The 15348-nt window shown below is 71.1% G+C and carries 14 protein-coding genes and 1 riboswitch; of the genes, 4 read left to right on the top strand and 10 right to left on the bottom strand.

Going from position 1 to position 15348, the window contains the following annotated elements:
- The first annotated feature begins 97 nt into the window (after positions 1-97).
- Positions 98-1987 carry a phosphoenolpyruvate carboxykinase (GTP) gene (locus JOF37_RS05830; RefSeq protein ID WP_210005983.1) on the top strand — a complete coding sequence of 630 codons (1890 nt, stop codon included), beginning with the start codon at positions 98-100 and terminating at the stop codon, positions 1985-1987.
- 58 nt (positions 1988-2045) lie between these two features.
- Here JOF37_RS05830 and JOF37_RS05825 read toward each other — a convergent pair whose 3' ends face one another.
- Complete coding sequence (locus JOF37_RS05825) at positions 2046-3926, bottom strand: ABC transporter ATP-binding protein (protein ID WP_210005982.1); 1881 nt, start codon at positions 3924-3926, stop codon at positions 2046-2048.
- Between the two features lie 86 nt (positions 3927-4012).
- On the bottom strand, positions 4013-4864 hold the full coding sequence (locus JOF37_RS05820) for a sulfurtransferase (protein WP_210005979.1): 852 nt from the start codon (positions 4862-4864) through the stop codon (positions 4013-4015).
- Between the two features lie 63 nt (positions 4865-4927).
- Here JOF37_RS05820 and JOF37_RS05815 point away from each other — a divergent pair, with 63 nt between their 5' ends.
- The 3 genes from JOF37_RS05815 to JOF37_RS05805 are packed head-to-tail and all read left to right on the top strand — an operon-like array spanning position 4928 to position 7550.
- On the top strand, positions 4928-5869 hold the full coding sequence (locus tag JOF37_RS05815) for an ABC transporter ATP-binding protein (RefSeq protein ID WP_210005978.1): 942 nt from the start codon (positions 4928-4930) through the stop codon (positions 5867-5869).
- On the top strand, positions 5866-6726 hold the full coding sequence (locus tag JOF37_RS05810; RefSeq protein ID WP_210005975.1) for an ABC transporter permease: 861 nt from the start codon (positions 5866-5868) through the stop codon (positions 6724-6726). The genes JOF37_RS05815 and JOF37_RS05810 overlap by 4 nt, the downstream gene beginning before the upstream one ends.
- On the top strand, positions 6723-7550 hold the full coding sequence (locus JOF37_RS05805; RefSeq protein ID WP_210005973.1) for an ABC transporter permease: 828 nt from the start codon (positions 6723-6725) through the stop codon (positions 7548-7550). The genes JOF37_RS05810 and JOF37_RS05805 overlap by 4 nt, the downstream gene beginning before the upstream one ends.
- A 22-nt stretch (positions 7551-7572) precedes the next feature.
- Here the strand turns inward: JOF37_RS05805 and JOF37_RS05800 are convergent, their stop codons facing one another.
- The 8 genes from JOF37_RS05800 to JOF37_RS05765 all read right to left on the bottom strand — a co-directional run bounded on the left by JOF37_RS05800 (position 7573) and on the right by JOF37_RS05765 (position 15343).
- A complete protein-coding gene (locus tag JOF37_RS05800) occupies positions 7573-8553 on the bottom strand; it encodes an NADP-dependent oxidoreductase (protein WP_245338106.1) in 981 nt (326 codons plus the stop codon).
- A gap of 123 nt (positions 8554-8676) precedes the next feature.
- Complete coding sequence (locus JOF37_RS05795) at positions 8677-10119, bottom strand: MFS transporter (RefSeq protein ID WP_210005969.1); 1443 nt, start codon at positions 10117-10119, stop codon at positions 8677-8679.
- Positions 10120-10343: 224 nt separating this feature from the next.
- The gene (locus JOF37_RS05790; RefSeq protein ID WP_210005967.1) at positions 10344-10694 is read right to left on the bottom strand and encodes a Fe-S protein; all 351 of its coding nucleotides are present in this window, start codon (positions 10692-10694) and stop codon (positions 10344-10346) included.
- Between the two features lie 33 nt (positions 10695-10727).
- Positions 10728-11201, bottom strand: coding sequence for a 6,7-dimethyl-8-ribityllumazine synthase (ribH, locus tag JOF37_RS05785; protein WP_210005964.1), 474 nt, complete (start codon positions 11199-11201; stop codon positions 10728-10730).
- Positions 11198-12511 carry a GTP cyclohydrolase II gene (gene ribA / locus JOF37_RS05780; RefSeq protein WP_210005962.1) on the bottom strand — a complete coding sequence of 438 codons (1314 nt, stop codon included), beginning with the start codon at positions 12509-12511 and terminating at the stop codon, positions 11198-11200. Before ribA ends, ribH begins: the two co-directional genes overlap by 4 nt.
- Positions 12508-13143, bottom strand: a complete 636-nt coding sequence (locus JOF37_RS05775; RefSeq protein WP_210005959.1) for a riboflavin synthase — start codon at positions 13141-13143, stop codon at positions 12508-12510. Before JOF37_RS05775 ends, ribA begins: the two co-directional genes overlap by 4 nt.
- The gene (gene ribD, locus JOF37_RS05770; RefSeq protein ID WP_210005958.1) at positions 13143-14219 is read right to left on the bottom strand and encodes a bifunctional diaminohydroxyphosphoribosylaminopyrimidine deaminase/5-amino-6-(5-phosphoribosylamino)uracil reductase RibD; all 1077 of its coding nucleotides are present in this window, start codon (positions 14217-14219) and stop codon (positions 13143-13145) included. The genes JOF37_RS05775 and ribD overlap by 1 nt, the downstream gene beginning before the upstream one ends.
- 57 nt (positions 14220-14276) lie before the next feature.
- A riboswitch (FMN riboswitch) is annotated at positions 14277-14423 on the bottom strand.
- Positions 14424-14479: 56 nt separating this feature from the next.
- Positions 14480-15343: an Fpg/Nei family DNA glycosylase gene (locus JOF37_RS05765; protein ID WP_210005957.1), complete on the bottom strand. Its 864-nt coding sequence runs from the start codon at positions 15341-15343 to the stop codon at positions 14480-14482.
- Positions 15344-15348: the final 5 nt, after the last annotated feature.

Below are 15348 nucleotides of genomic sequence, written 5' to 3'. Positions count from 1 at the left end.
TTCGCTGTTCTTGAAGACGTACCTGCCCAGAAGAGGTCGGTTTCGTGCGTTGAAATCGGAGTACGCAACCGCCTCACCGCCGACGGAGGAGACCGACATGGCCATCGCCGACCTGTTCAGCCGCACCCCTGCGAGCAGTGCTCCCGCACGCCCCGCCCGCTCCGCCCGTACCGCGCACGGTGCACCCCCGGCGCCGACCGGCGCGCTCGCCGACCTCGCCGCCTGGGTGGACGAGATCGCCGCGCTCACGCGGCCCGACCGCGTCCACTGGGTCGACGGCTCGGCGGCCGAGAACGACGAGCTGCTGCGCCAGATGGTCGACGAGGGCAAGCTCATCAAGCTCAACCCCGAGTGGCGGCCCGGGTCGTACCTCGCGCGGTCCCACCCCAGCGACGTCGCCCGCACCGAGGCGCGCACCTTCATCGCCTCGCGTGACGAAGCGGATGCCGGTCCCACCAACAACTGGGCCGACCCCGACGACATCCGAGCGACCATCACGCCGCTGTTCGCGGGCTCGATGCGGGGGCGGACGATGTACGTCGTGCCGTTCTCGATGGGGGCGGTCGGCGGGCCGCTGTCGCACATCGGCGTGCAGGTCACCGACAGCGCGTACGCGGTGGCATCCATCGGGATCATGACCCGCGTCGGCGCGGCGGTGCTCGACGAGATCGCGGCGGGCAAGCCGTGGGTCAAGACCGTCCACTCCGTGGGCGCGCCGCTCGAGCCGGGCGAGGCCGACGTGGCGTGGCCGTGCAACGACGAGAAGTACATCGTGCACTTCCCCGACACCCTCGAGGTGTGGTCGTTCGGCTCGGGCTACGGCGGCAACGCGATCCTCGCCAAGAAGTGCTTCGCGCTGCGCATCGCCTCGGTGATCGGCCGCGACGAGGGGTGGCTGGCCGAGCACATGCTGCTCATCCGCGTCATCGATCCGAAGGGGCGGGCCTACCACGTGGCCGCGGCGTTCCCCTCGGCCTGCGGCAAGACGAACCTCGCGATGCTGCGCCCGACGATCCCCGGGTGGCGGGTCGAGACCCTCGGCGACGACATCGCGTGGCTGCGTCCCGGCGAAGACGGGCGGCTGTGGGCGATCAACCCCGAGGCGGGGTTCTTCGGCGTCGCGCCAGGAACCGGCGAGTCGACCAACGTCACCGCGGTCGAGACCCTGTGGGGCAACACCATCTTCACGAACGTCGCGCTGCGTCCCGACGGCGACGTGTGGTGGGAGGGGCTGACCGACCAGCCGCCGGCCGAGCTCACCGACTGGGAGGGCAACCCCTGGACGCCCGCGTCGGGACGGCCCGCCGCCCACCCGAACTCGCGGTTCACGGTGCGCGCCGCCCAGTGCCCGCAGATCGCGCCGGATTGGGATGCCGCCGAGGGCGTGCCCCTCGACGCCATCCTCTTCGGCGGTCGGCGTGCGACCAATGTCCCGCTCGTGGTCGAGGCGACCGACTGGACGCACGGCGTCTTCATCGGGTCGAACATCTCGTCGGAGCGGACCGCGGCCGCCGAGGGAACCGTCGGCGAGCTCCGGCGCGACCCCTTCGCGATGCTGCCGTTCTGCGGCTACAACATGGGTGACTACTTCGCCCACTGGCTGAAGGTGGGGCAGAAGCTCCGGTTCGACCGCGCGCCGCGGGTGTTCCAGGTCAACTGGTTCCGCAAGGGCGCCGACGGCCGGTTCCTGTGGCCCGGGTTCGGCGACAACGCCCGCGTCATCGACTGGATCGTCCGCCGGCTGAACGGCGAGGCGGGGGCGATCGACACCCCGATCGGCCGGGTGCCGCGCACCGATGAGCTCGACCTGACCGGCCTCGACGTGCCGCAACGCGACCTCGACGAGCTGTTCGCGGTCGACCCGCAGTCATGGCTGCGCGAGGCCGATCTCACCGAGGAGTTCTACGACACCTTCGGCGACCGCCTGCCTGCGGCGCTGCGTGCGGAGCTCGAGGCGCTGCGCTACCGGCTCGGCCGGCGCGGCTGAGACTCTCCCCGCCGAGGACGGTGCGTCCTCGGCGGGTGGCCGGGCAGGACGGCCGGGGTCAGACGAGCAGCTGGTGCTTCGCGAGGTCGCGGTAGAGGGGGACCGTGGCCACGAGCTCGGAGTGCGTGCCCTGGCCGACGACCCGGCCGTGGTCGAGCACGACGATGACGTCGCTGTCGACGACCGTCGACAGGCGGTGGGCGATCACCACGAGCGTGCGACCCGTCGCGACGGCATCGATCGCCTCGCGCATCCGCTGCTCGTTCAACCCGTCGAGCGACGAGGTCGACTCGTCGAGCAGCAGGATCGGGGGCGCGGCCAGCAGGGCGCGGGCGATCGCGAGGCGCTGGCGCTCGCCCCCCGACAGCATGACGCCGGCCTCGCCGACGGGGGCTTCCAGGCCCAGCTCGCTGCGCTCGAGCACCTCGCCGAGGTTGACGGCGCGAAGCACGCGCTCGCAGTCCGCGTCGGTGGCCTCGGGAGAGGCGAGGCGCAGGTTGTCGGCGATCGTGCCGGCGAGGGTGGGGGCGTCCTGCTCGACATAGCCGAGCTGCGCGCGCAGGTCGCCGCGGGGGACCGATCGGATGTCGCTGCCGCCGACGAGCACGGCGCCGCCGGTGACGTCGTAGAAGCGCTCGATGAGCGCGAGGGTCGTCGACTTGCCGGCTCCCGACGGTCCCACGAGGGCCACGCGCGCGCCGCGCGGGACGCGGAAGCTGACGCCGCGCAACACCTCGCCGTCGGCGGCCACGTCGGCGGGATCGTCGACCGCGGCGTCCACGCCGGCATCGGCGAGGGTGCGCTGCGCCTCGTCCGACGCCGATCGGCGCGCGGCGACGACCGCCTCGGGGTAGCGGAAGTGCACGTCGCGGAACTCGATCGCGATGTCCGCGTCACCCGGATCGGTCGCCGCTGCAGCGGCATCCGTGTCGAGCGCGTCCTCCGTCGGCAGGTCGAGCACCTCTTGGATGCGGCCGAGTGCGCCCAGCGCCTGGTTGACCGACGTGACGGCGCCGAGGAACGAGGCGAGCGGCTGCACGAGGAAGAACAGGAACATGACGAACGTCACGAGGCTCGCGATCGAGATGGCGCCCGCGGCGACGCGGTAGCCGCCGACGCCCAGCACGACCAGCAACGACAGCTGCAGCGCGATGCCGGCGACGGGCACGACCAGCGCAGACGCCTGGGCGACGCGCACGCCGGCGTCGTAGGCGTCGCGCGCAGACCCCGCGACCGCGGCCTCCTCGCGCTCGGTGGCGCCGGCGGCGCGGATGGTCCGGATCGAGCCGATCGCGCGCTCGACGCCCGAGGCCAGCTCACCCACGCGCTCCTGCTGTTCGCGGGTCGCGCGCCGGATGCGGGTGCTCAGGGCCACCACCACCGCGACCGAGGCGCCGATGACGACGACGATCAGCAGCAGCAGCAGCGGGTCGATGAACAGCATCGCCACGATGGCACCGACGAAGATGAGGGCGTTGCCGACCGAGTCGGCCAGACCCTGGGTCAGCACCGCGTACAGCAGCGTCGTGTCGGTGCCGACGCGCGAGACGAGGTCGCCGGTGCGCCGCGCGTCGAACTCCGAGATCGGCAGGCGCAGCAGCCGCGCGATGAGTCGGCGGCGGCTCGAGAACACGACAGCGGTTCCGGTGCGCTGCAGCAGGTAGTGCTGGAACGCGCCGATGGCCGACGAGACCACGACGAGGATCACGAGAGCCCAGACGAGGATGCCGAGCGTGTCGCCGGCCTGCACGCGCTCGATGACCTGCCCGACGACGAGCGGCTGGCCGAGCGTCGCGACGGCCTCGATGACGCTGAGCACCGCGACGGCGACCAGGACGCCCTTGTGCTCGAAGAGGTAGGGGAGCAGCTGCGACAGTCGCGCGCGCGGCCCTTCCTCGGTGCGGCGGCGTCCGCGCGAGCGCGTGCGGGTGTCGGACATGCGGTCCCCTCGGTTCGGCGATGGTGTCACCCTCGACCGTACTTCGTCGCTGCGGGTCGCCCGGCGGCGGCGCGATGCGGCCCCGGTCAGGCGCCGGTCGCGAGGGGCCGGTCGGGATGCTGCGACCACTGACTCCACGAGCCCGGGTAGAGCACCGGCTCGTACCCCGCGACGGTGAGGGCGACGGCCTCGTGCGCCGCGGTGACGCCCGATCCGCAGTAGACCCCGACGGCGCCGCCGGGCTCCGCGCCCAGGGCGGCGAAGCGGGCGCGCAGTTCTTGGGCGCGACGGAACCGTCCGGTCTCATCCAGGTTGTCGGTGGTGGGCGCCGAGACGGCGCCGGGGATGTGGCCCGCGCGCGGGTCGATCGCCTCGACCTCACCGCGGAAACGCTCGCCCGCCCGCGCGTCCAGCAGCAGCCCGGTGCGTGCGTGGTCGAGCACCTCATCGATGTCGAGCACGGGCAGCGTCCCGGGCGAGACGACCGCGGACCCTGGACGAGCGGCATCCGGTTCGCCCTGCTCGAGCGCGAATCCGGCGTCGATCCACGCCGCGAGGGCGCCGTCGAGGACGCGGACGTCGGCGATTCCGGCATCCCGCAGCACCCACCACGCCCGGGCGCTCGAGAGGTTGTTCACGTCGTCGTAGACCACGACGGTGTCGCCCGCGTCGATGCCCCAATCGCGCACCGCGGCCTGCAGCCGTTCGGGCGAGGGAAGCGGATGCCGCCCGGCGCCCGGGTCGCCGTGCTCGGCCAGCTGCGCGTCGAGGTCGGCGTAGCGCGCTCCGGGGATGTGACCGGCGAGGAAAGCCGGCCGCCCGTCGGGGCGGTCGAGCCGCCAGCGGACGTCGAGCACCCGGACGGGTCCGCCGTCCGGGTAGCTTCCTGCGGCGAGCGCGGTCTGCAGGTCGGCGGCGGTGGTGAGGATCGAGGCCATGCCCCGATTCTGCCGCCCCCGGAGTCCGGGGCCGGCGTCGTCGGGCGTCGCTAGTGTTGTCGCGTGCCAGAATCCGTCATCTCCGCCCGTGGGCTGCGCAAGACGTACGCCGTCAAGGGCAAGCCCGATTTCGTCGCCGTCGATGACCTGTCGTTCGAGGTGGCGCCCGGTGAGTCGTTCGGTCTGCTCGGTCCCAACGGCGCCGGCAAGTCGACGACGATGAAGATGATCGGGGCCGTCTCCACCCGCACGGACGGCGACCTGCAGATCCTCGGGCTCGATCCCGACCGCTACGGCCCCGAGATCCGGTCCCGGCTGGGCGTGGTGCCGCAGCAGGACAACCTCGACGGCGAGCTCAACGCCCGCGAGAACCTCTACATCTACGGGCGCTACTTCGGTCTGCCGGGCAAGGTGTGCCACGAGAAGGCGGACGAGCTGCTGGCGTTCGCGCAGCTCGAAGACAAGGCCAAGAACAAGGTCGACCAGCTCTCGGGCGGCATGAAGCGGCGCCTCACGATCGCCCGCGGCCTCATCAACGACCCGCGCATCCTCCTGCTCGACGAGCCGACGACGGGTCTCGACCCCCAAGCCCGGCACGTGCTGTGGGACCGCCTGTTCCGCCTCAAGGAGCGCGGCACGACGCTCGTGCTCACGACGCACTACATGGACGAGGCCGAGCAGCTGTGCGATCGGCTCATCGTGGTCGACAAGGGCCGCATCATGGCCGAGGGGACGCCCGCCTCCCTCATCCGCGAGCACTCGAGCCGCGAGGTGCTCGAGGTGCGCTTCGGCTCCGACCGCAACGAGTCTGCGGCCGCGCAGCTCCGGGGCATCGGTGATCGCGTCGAGGTGCTGCCCGACCGCATCCTCGTCTACGCGCACGACGGCGAGGCGGCCCTCGAGCGCGTGTCCGCGGCGGGGCTTACGCCGCTCACGAGCCTCGTGCGCCGCTCGAGCCTCGAAGACGTCTTCCTGCGCCTGACCGGACGGTCGCTGATCGAATGAGCACGCGAACCGCACACCCCACGCTCGACGAGCTGCGCGCCGAGGCGCTCGCCGGCGGGCGCCGGCCCCGGCGCTACGGCACCTGGTACGTCGCCGAGCACATGATCCGCGCCATGCGCGCCTACGGCTGGACGATCGTCGTCGGCGCCGTCGGGCAGCCGATCATGTATCTGCTCGGGCTCGCGGTCGGCCTCGCGGCCCTCATCACCGCGCCGATCGCCTCTCACGGGCAAGAGGTCGGCTATCTGCCGTTCGTCGCGCCGGCGCTGCTGGTGACCGCGGCGATCGCCGTGGCCTCCGAGGAGATGACCTATCCGGTGATGGCGGGCTTCAAGTGGCGCCGCTACTTCTACGGATTCAACGCGTCGGCGCTGTCGAGCCCCCAGATCGCGAACGGCGTCATCATCGGGGCCACGGCGCGGATGATCGTCGCCGTCTCCGCCTACTACCTCTTCATCTGGCTCCTGCCCTTCGGGGCTGTGCCGAATCCCGCCACGGGGTGGCTGTCGGTTCTCGCGGGCGTTGCGGCCGGGGTCGCCTTCGGCATCCCGCTCATGGCATACGCCGGGTCGATCCAGGACGATAAGGGGCAGTTCGCTCTCGTGCAGCGCTTCATCTTCATGCCGATGTTCCTCTTCTCGGGCACGTTCTACCCCGTGGAGACCCTCCCGGTCGGCCTGCAGTGGATCGCGTGGATCTCGCCGCTGTGGCACGGCGCCGAGCTGGGGCGTGCGGCGACCTACGGAGCCGACATCGGTGCCGGGATGATCGCCGTGCACGTGCTCTACCTGCTCGCGCTCGCCGCCGTCGGGTACCTCTGGGGCCGGCGCGTCTTCACCGAGAGGCTCGCGAAATGAGCGCCGTGATCGAGCGGGGCGCACCGGCCGGACGGCGCGGCGGCGTGCGGGCGCTGTGGGCGGGCAACCCGGGGGCGGTCGTGCAGCGCGGTCTCATCGCGGCGCGCTCGTCGAGCTGGATCGTCGTGCTCTCGGGCTTCTTCGAGCCCGTGTTCTACCTCGCGTCTCTCGGCATCGGGCTCGGCGCCCTCATCGGCGAGGTCGAGACGTCCTCGGGTGCCGAGGTGCCGTATGCGGCGTACATCGCCCCCGCGCTGCTGGCCGTCTCGGCGATGAACGGCGCGGTCTACGACTCGACGTGGAACGTCTTCTTCAAGCTCAACTACGGCAAGCTCTATGAGGGGATGCTGTCGACGTCGCTCGGTCCGCTCGACGTCGCTCTCGGCGAGATCCTGTACGCCCTCCTGCGGGGCCTGGTCTACGCCACGGGATTCATGATCATCATGCAGGTGCTCGGCCTCAATCTCGCGTGGACCGCCGTGCTCGCACTCCCGGCCGTGCTGCTCATCGCCTTCGGGTTCGCGAGCGTCGGCATGGCCGTCACGAGCTACATGAAGACGTTCCAGCACATGGACTGGATCAACTTCGTCCTGTTGCCGATGTTTCTGTTCTCGGCGACGTTCTACCCCATCACGGTGTACCCCGAGTGGGTGCAGGTCATCGTCCAGGCGCTCCCGCTGTGGCACGGTGTCGAGCTCATCCGCGGCCTGACGACCGGCATCCTCTCCGCCGGGATGCTCTGGCACGTGCTCTACTTCGTCGTGATGATCGCGCTCGGTCTCGTCTTCACCACCAAGCGGCTGCGGGCGCTCTTCCTCGACTGACCGTGCCGGGGCGCGATCGGCGTCACGCCTCGATGACCTCGCGGGCCTTGCGGATCCGCCGAGGGTTCACGGGGTGCGTGGCGAGCACGACCTTGCCCCGGGAATGCAGCTTCTGAAGGTCGTCGTACGCCTCGGTGACATCGGCGAGCGGGTAGAAGCCCGAGACGAGCGGCGAGACGACCCGCTTCTCGGCGAGCTCGACGACCTTTCGCAGCTGCGTCGTGCCGTGGGCGACGGCGTCCGAGCTGTCGGAGAGCAGCGCGACCTCGCGATCACGACGGTCGGCGCTCGAACGGAACCGTCCCGCGGGCACGCCGAGAGCCTCCGCTATTTCGTGCCCGTCCTGCCCGAAGTTGTCGATGAACGCTGTCACGCCCCCGGGCGCGAGTGCGCGGATGCGCTCGACGATCCCCTCGCCGTAGCGAACCGGCTTGACGCCGAGCTGGCGCAGATAGTCGAAGTTGCGCTCGCCGCACGTGCCGATGACGCGGGCGCCGCGGTGCATTGCGATCTGCGCCTCGATGCTGCCGACGCCACCGGCGGCCGCCGAGATGACGACGGTGTCGTCGGCGCCGATCTTGAGCTCGTCGAGGATGTCGAGCGCCGTGGTGCCCGCGAGATACAGCCCGCCCGCGGTCTCGAAGGTCACGGCGCGAGGCTTGCGCACCAGTCGGTCCACCGCGACCGTGACGTGGCTCGCGTGCGCGCCCGCCCGCAGGTGACCGACGACATCGGCGCCGACGGGGAATCCACCGGTGCCCGGGCCTGCAGCGACGACGGTGCCGGCGAAGCAGCTGCCCGAGCGTCGCGGATAGGGATCGTCCCACTCCTTCTCGGCTCCGGATCGCACGAACCCGTCGATGTGGTTGAGCCCCATCGTGATGACCTCGACCGTCACCTCGCCGGGCCCGGGCTCCGGCAGCGGTCGCTTCACCAGACGCAGGACCTCGGGACCTCCGGGCTCGTCGTACTCGACGACCACCGCCTCGGTGACTTTTCTCATGGCAGCCTCCTGACCTGAATGTGAATCAGACAGTAGACCGCACATTCGGGGGTGGGGAGAGCTTGACAACGACGGATGCCGCGAGCCCGAAGGCCCGCGGCATCCGTTTGTCAGGAGTCGGGATCAGCGCGCGAGCGACGCGTCGCCGAAGTTGGACTCGTACTCGGTGTCCTTGGTCTCCTTCGACAGCCACAGGGCGACGAAGGTCAGGACGGCCGAGCCCGTGAGATACACGCCGACGAGCCACGTCGAGCCGCCCGCCAGCGCCCAGAGGGTGGTGGCGATGCTCGGTGCCACGGCGGCGCCGAGGATCGAGGCGACGTTGTACGAGATCGCCGAGCCGGTGTAGCGGACGTTCGTCGGGAACAGCTCGGGCAGCAGCGCGCCCATCGGTCCGAACGTGGCACCCATGAGCATGAAGCCCAGCACCAGGAAGGCCTGCACGAGCGCTCCGGTGAACTTCGGGTCGAGCTGCGGCGAGAGGAAGACGGCGAACAGCAGGCCGAAGACCGCGATGACACCCGTGACCCACAGCAGGAGCTTGCGACGGCCGATGGAGTCGGCGACGGGGCCCGAGAGCAGCGTGAAGATGCCGAAGAAGATCACACCGACGATCTGCATGATGACGAAGTCCGTGAAGCCGAACCCGAGGCCCGGCACGTACGCGGCGGCGTCGAACGGAGCCCCCGTCGCCTCGGCGGTCGCCTGCGCGGCCTCGAACGTCGGCTTGGTGCCGTAGGCGAGGGTGAAGCTCGTCATCAGGTAGAACAGCACGTACGTGGCGAGCATGATGAACGTGCCGAGGATGAGCGCACGCCAGTGGCCGCGGATGACCGACCCGAGCGGGAACTTGCGGATGGCACCGGTCTTCTCGGCCTTCGAGAACGTCTCGGACTCGACGAGCTTGAGGCGCACCCACAGTCCGACGATGACCATGACGGCCGAGAACAGGAACGGCACACGCCAGCCCCAGGCGAGGAACTCCTCGGAGCGCTGGGCGGGGCCGTCCGGGTGCGGCAGGGCGAAGTAAATCGCCAGGAAGACCGAGTTGGCGATGATGAAGCCGATCGGCGCGCCCAGCTGCGGGAACGTGCCGTACCAGGCGCGCTTGCCCTTGGGGGCATTCTCCGTCGCCACGAGGGCCGCCCCCGACCACTCGCCGCCGAGGGCGAAGCCCTGCGCGAGGCGGAGGACGAGCAGCAGCAGGGCCGCCCACCAGCCGATGTCGTTGAAGGTGGGCAGGCAGCCGATGAGGACGGTCGCGATGCCCATCGTCAGCAGCGACGCGACGAGGGTCGCCTTGCGGCCGAACTTGTCGCCGAAGTGGCCGAACACGACGGCGCCGATGGGACGGGCGATCATGGCCGCGCCGAAGACGGCGAACGAGGCCAGCAGCGACGCGGTGTCGTCGTCGCTGGGGAAGAAGAGGATCGGGAAGACCAGCACCGCGGCGGTCGCGTAGACGTAGAAGTCGTAGAACTCGATCGTGGTGCCGACGAGGCTGGCGGTGATGACGCGGGAGCGGGGGTTCGCGGGCGCGGTGGGAGCCGCGGTGGCGGATGACATTGCGAAGGGGTGCCTGTCTGGGAAAACGGGGAGCGCCCTCGTGGGAGCGCGCCGGTGGGCGGGCGTCCGAGGCGGGGGTGGTGCGGCGGGCGTCCTGCGCGGGTGATTCACCGGCGGCGTCGGCGGTGTCGACGACGCACGATCGTCCATCCTACGCGCGGATGCCGCGGCTCGATGTTCCGAGCCGCGGCATCCGCGCGAGGTGGACCGGCGTGGCGTGTCCGTCAGCGCCAGAGGACGGCGATGGCGACGTTCGCGACGGTCGCCGCTCCGATGACCCAGAAGATCGCAGCGGGCAGTGCCTGCGAGCGCTTCTGCCGGGCCGACCCGACGCCGAGCAGAGCCCCGATGACCAGCAGCACGATGAGCTTGACGGCGATCTTCGTGTAGTTCAGGTCGTGATCGGTGCCCCACGGTGCGGCGAGGGCGAGGCCGGCGACGCCCGCGACGAGGAGACCCCAGCTCATGATCCGGGTGATGCGACGGGCGCCGAGGGCTTCAACTGCCCAGGCGCCGAACAGCACCGCGAAGCCGATGAGGTGGACGACCAGGACGATTCCGCGCAGTGTTTCCATACCCTCAGCCTAACTGAAGGTGCCGGAGATGTGTCAGCCGCGCAGCGAACGCAGCGTCAGTGCGGTGCGCAGCGCGGCATCGGCGGCCTCGGCCCCCTTGTCCTCCTTCGAGCCGGGGAGCCCGGCGCGATCGATTCCCTGCGCCTCGTCGTCGAGCGTGAGCACGCCGAACCCGACGGGCTTTCCGGTGTCGAGCGCGACGCGGGTGAGCCCGTCGGTCGCCGCCGACGAGACGAAGTCGAAGTGGGGCGTGCCGCCGCGGATGATCACACCGAGAGCGACGACGGCGTCGGCGCCGGCATCGAGCGCCGCCTTGGCCACGACGGGCAGCTCGAACGAGCCGGGCACGCGCACGAGTCGCCAGGCCGCGCCGGACTCCTCGAGCACGCGTTCGGCGCCCGCGATGAGGCCGTCGCTGATGACGTCGTGCCATTCACCCGCGACGACGACGACCTTCAGGTCGCTCGCGTCGATGGGCTGCCGATCGGGGGCTCCGTGTCCGCTCATGCGATGTTCTCCGAGTTCTGTCGGTCGTCGATGGTCTGGTCGGCGGGCGCCCCGCCGCGGGCGAGGGCGGCGTCGAGCTCGGCCTCGTCGATGATGTGCCCCATGCGGGCGCGCTTGGTCGCCAGGTACTGGTGGTTGTTGGCGCCCACGCCCACCAGCAGCGGCACCTGCTCGGCGATGTCGAGCCCGAGCGCACGCAGCTGCGACACCTTGTCGGAGTTGTTCGTCAGCAGGCGGATGCTGTCGACACCGAGATCGGCCAGGATGCCGGCGGCCGCCGCGTAGTCGCGCGCGTCAGCGGGCAGGCCCAGCGCGAGGTTCGCGTCGAGCGTGTCGAGGCCGCGCTCCTGCAGCTGGTACGCGCGCAGCTTGTTGATCAGACCGATGCCGCGGCCCTCGTGTCCGCGCATGTAGATGACGATGCCGCCGTCGCGGTCGATCGCGTCGAGAGCGGCATCGAGCTGCGGACCGCACTCGCACTTCAGCGACCCGAAGGCCTCGCCGGTCAGGCACTCGGAGTGCACGCGCACGAGCGGGGCGCCGCCGGTGAGATCGCCCGAGACGACCGCGATGTGGTCGGTGCCCGTGATGCGGTCCTTGTAGGCGAGGAAGCGGAACGTGCCGTGGGACGTGGGCACCTGAGCCTCGGCGCGCAGACTCACGCGCCGACGGTGCGCCGCCTCGGCGCTGGTCGGGCGCGGGTCGACCTCGTTCAGGTGGGCGATGAGCTGCTCGATCGTGATCACCGGGATGCCGTCGCGGGCGCCGAGCTCGAGCAGCCCCGGCATCCGCATCATCGAGCCGTCCTCGGCGACGATCTCGGCGATCGCGCCGACCGGTTCGAGGCCGGCCAGTCGCATGAGCTCGACGGCGGCCTCGGTGTGGCCGCTGCGCTCGCGCACGCCGCCGTCGACGGCGCGCAGCGGCAGGATGTGACCCGGGCGGATGACACTGCTCGGAGTCGACGCGGGGTCGGCGAGAACCGTGAGCGTCCGTGCACGGTCGGCGGCGCTGATGCCCGTCGTCACGCCCTCGGCGGCATCCACCGAGACGGTGTACGCCGTGCCGCGGGCATCCTCGTTCGTCTCGACCATCGGCGGCAGGTCGAGGCGGTCGGCCCACTCGGCCGGCATGGGCGCGCAGATGAAGCCGCTCGAGTGCCGCACGGTCCAGGCGATCCATTCGGGGGTCGCGAGGGCTGCCGACAGGATGACGTCGCCTTCGTTCTCGCGGTTCTCATCGTCCGCGACGATGATCGGCTTGCCGGCGCGCAGCGCGTCGAGCGCGGCGGACAGGGGAGAAAGGCTCATCGCGAGCCTCCTTCGTTCGAAACGGGTGAGGTGAATGCCAGCAGCCGCTGGACGTGACGGGCCAGGATGTCGGTCTCGAGGTTGACGGTGTCAGCCGCGGCGCGGTCGCCGAGGGTCGTCGCGGCGAGGGTCTCGGGGATGAGCGAGACCTCGAACCACTGCTCGGCCGTGTCGGCGGGGCTCACCGCGCTCACGGTCAGCGAGACGCCGTCGACCGTGATCGACCCCTTGTCGACGACCAGCGGTGCCAGGTCGAGGGGCAGCGAGATGCGCAGCACGCGCCACTGCTCGCCGGGACGGACCTCGAGCACGCGGCCCAGTCCGTCGACGTGGCCCTGCACGATGTGGCCGCCGAGGCGCGTGTGCGCCGCGAGCGCGCGCTCGAGGTTCACGGCCCGGCCGGGCGCGACCCCGGCAAGGCTCGAGACGTCGAGGGTCTGACGCATGACATCGGCGGTGAACCAGTCGGCGCCCTGGTCGACGACGGTGAGGCAGACGCCGCTGACGGCGATGGAGTCGCCGTGGGCGGCATCCGACACCGCCTTCGGCGCGCGCACGGTGATCCGCACGCCGTCGCCGGACGGGTCGGTCGCGATGACCTCGCCGAGCTCTTCGATGATTCCGGTGAACATCAGGCGTCTCCTTCTGCCGGGGATGTCTCGGGGGCGGCGACGATCAGCAGATCGTCGCCGAGCGTCTGAACGGATGTCACTCGCAGGCGGCGCTGCTGGTCGATCGTCTCGACGCCGAGCGAGCGCAGCGCGGGACGGTCGGAGCCATCGGCACCGAGCCCGAGCAGCGTCGGCGCGACGTAGGCGAGGATCTCATCGGCGAGCCCCGCGCGCAGGAACGCGCTCGCGATCGTCGGGCCGCCCTCGACGAACACGCGCTGCACTCCGAGCTCGCGCAGTTCGGTCATGAGCGAGGGTCCGTTCGGGCTCTCGCCCCCGAGGTTCTCGCCGTCACGGTGCAGCAGGGGGCGCGGATGCCGCTGCACGAGCGCGTCGTCCGGGATGCCGCGCGCGCCGAGGATCACGGGCATCGGCTGCTCGTCGTAGAGCGTGCCGTCGGGGCGGCGGGCGGTGAGGGCGGGGTCGTCCGCGAGGAGCGTGCCCGTGCCCACGACGATGGCGTCCGCCTCGCTGCGCCGCCGATGCACGTCGGCCCGCGCGGCAGGACCGGTGATCCATTGGCTCGTGCCGTCTGCCGCCGCGGCCCGGCCGTCGAGCGACTGCGCCCACTTGACCGTCACATGCGGTCGGCCGAGGCGCTGCACGGTCAGCCACCCGTCGATGAGCTCCCGGCCCGCGGCCTCGAGGACGCCGCCGACGACGTCGACGCCGGCCTCGCGCAGGCGGCGGGCGCCGCCCGAGGACGCGTCGCCCGGATCCGACACGGCGTAGACGACGCGGGCGATGCCCGCCTCGATGAGGGCGACGGCGCACGGGCCGGTGCGCCCCGTGTGGTTGCAGGGCTCGAGACTCACCACCGCGGTCGCGCCGCGGGCGTCGTCGGGCGAGATGCGCGAGAGCGCGTCGACCTCGGCGTGCGGGGTGCCGGCGCCGCGGTGCCAGCCCTCGGCGAGCACCGTGCCGTCCGGCCGCAGCAAGACGGCACCGACCTGCGGATTCGCGCCGCGGGGACCGCGCAGTGCGATCTCGAACGCACGCTGCATCGCCGCGGTCTCGCGATCGGTGATGCCCGGCATCCTTCGTCCTTCGGTCAGTCTCCGGGGACGCGGGCGGGCGCGCGCAGCGCGAACGCTGCCGTGCTGCCTCTCATCCGGACTCGCGACTCGCGTCGCATCACCGTCGGTCCCGGAATTCCACCGGATCAACCTCTCGGCCCGAGGGCCTCGAGGGTCGCGGACTCTCACCGCCGGTTCGGATTCTCACCGACCCCGGAGCACGTTCAATACTCCGATCGTACTCAACGCGGCGGTGCGGGCGGCATTCCCGACTTCTGCCGTCACTTGAGCAGGCGTGAGAGCCGGCGATCGGCGAGCAGCTTGCCGCCGGTCTGGCAGGTGGGGCAGTACTCGAGGCTGTTGTCGGCGAAGAAGACGCTGCGCACCTCGTCGCCGCAGACCGGGCACGCCTCGCCCCGGCGCCCGTGCACCCGCATGCCGCGACGCTTGGCGTCCTTCAGATCGGCGGGGGGCTTGCCGGATGCCGCAGCGACGGCCTCGGCCAGAGTGGCCGACAGCGCGGCATACAGGCGGTCGATCTCGCCGTCGTCGAGGTTCCCCGCCAGCGCGTACGGCGACATCTTTGCGGCGTGCAGGATCTCGTCCGAGTAGGCGTTGCCGATACCCGCGATGATCGACTGATCGCGCAGCACGCCCTTGATCTGGGTGCGGCGACCGGCGAGCAGGCTCGCGAGGGCAGCGCGGTCGAACGAAGGATCGAGCGGGTCGGGGCCGAGGCGGGCGATGCCCGGCACCTCGGCGGGGTCGCGCACCACGTACACGGCGAGGGACTTCTTCGTGCCGGCCTCGGTGAGGTCGAAGCCCGAGTCGTCGTCGAAACCGACGCGCAGCGCGATGGGCGTCTTGCCCGGGCGGATGACGGTCGACGGAAGCAGGTCGTACCAGCGCAACCAGCCCGCCTTCGCGAGGTGGAACACGAGGTGCGTTCCGGCATCGGTGGACAGGTCGACGAACTTGCCATGACGAGAGGTCGCGACGACCGTCGTGCCTTCGAGCGACTCGATCGGCGGATCGTAGGTCTTCAATGCCGAGATCGCGCTGATCCGCGCCTTCGTGACGCGGCGCCCGGCGAGGCGCTCGCCGAGGTAGTCGACGAGTCCCTGCACTTCCGGCATCTCGGGCATGGCGT

The sequence above is a fragment of the Microbacterium imperiale genome, from assembly GCF_017876655.1.
In the GTDB taxonomy this organism is placed as follows: domain Bacteria; phylum Actinomycetota; class Actinomycetes; order Actinomycetales; family Microbacteriaceae; genus Microbacterium; species Microbacterium imperiale.
Note: the sequence above shows the minus strand (reverse complement) of the source record. Positions and strands in the feature narration are given on the sequence as shown.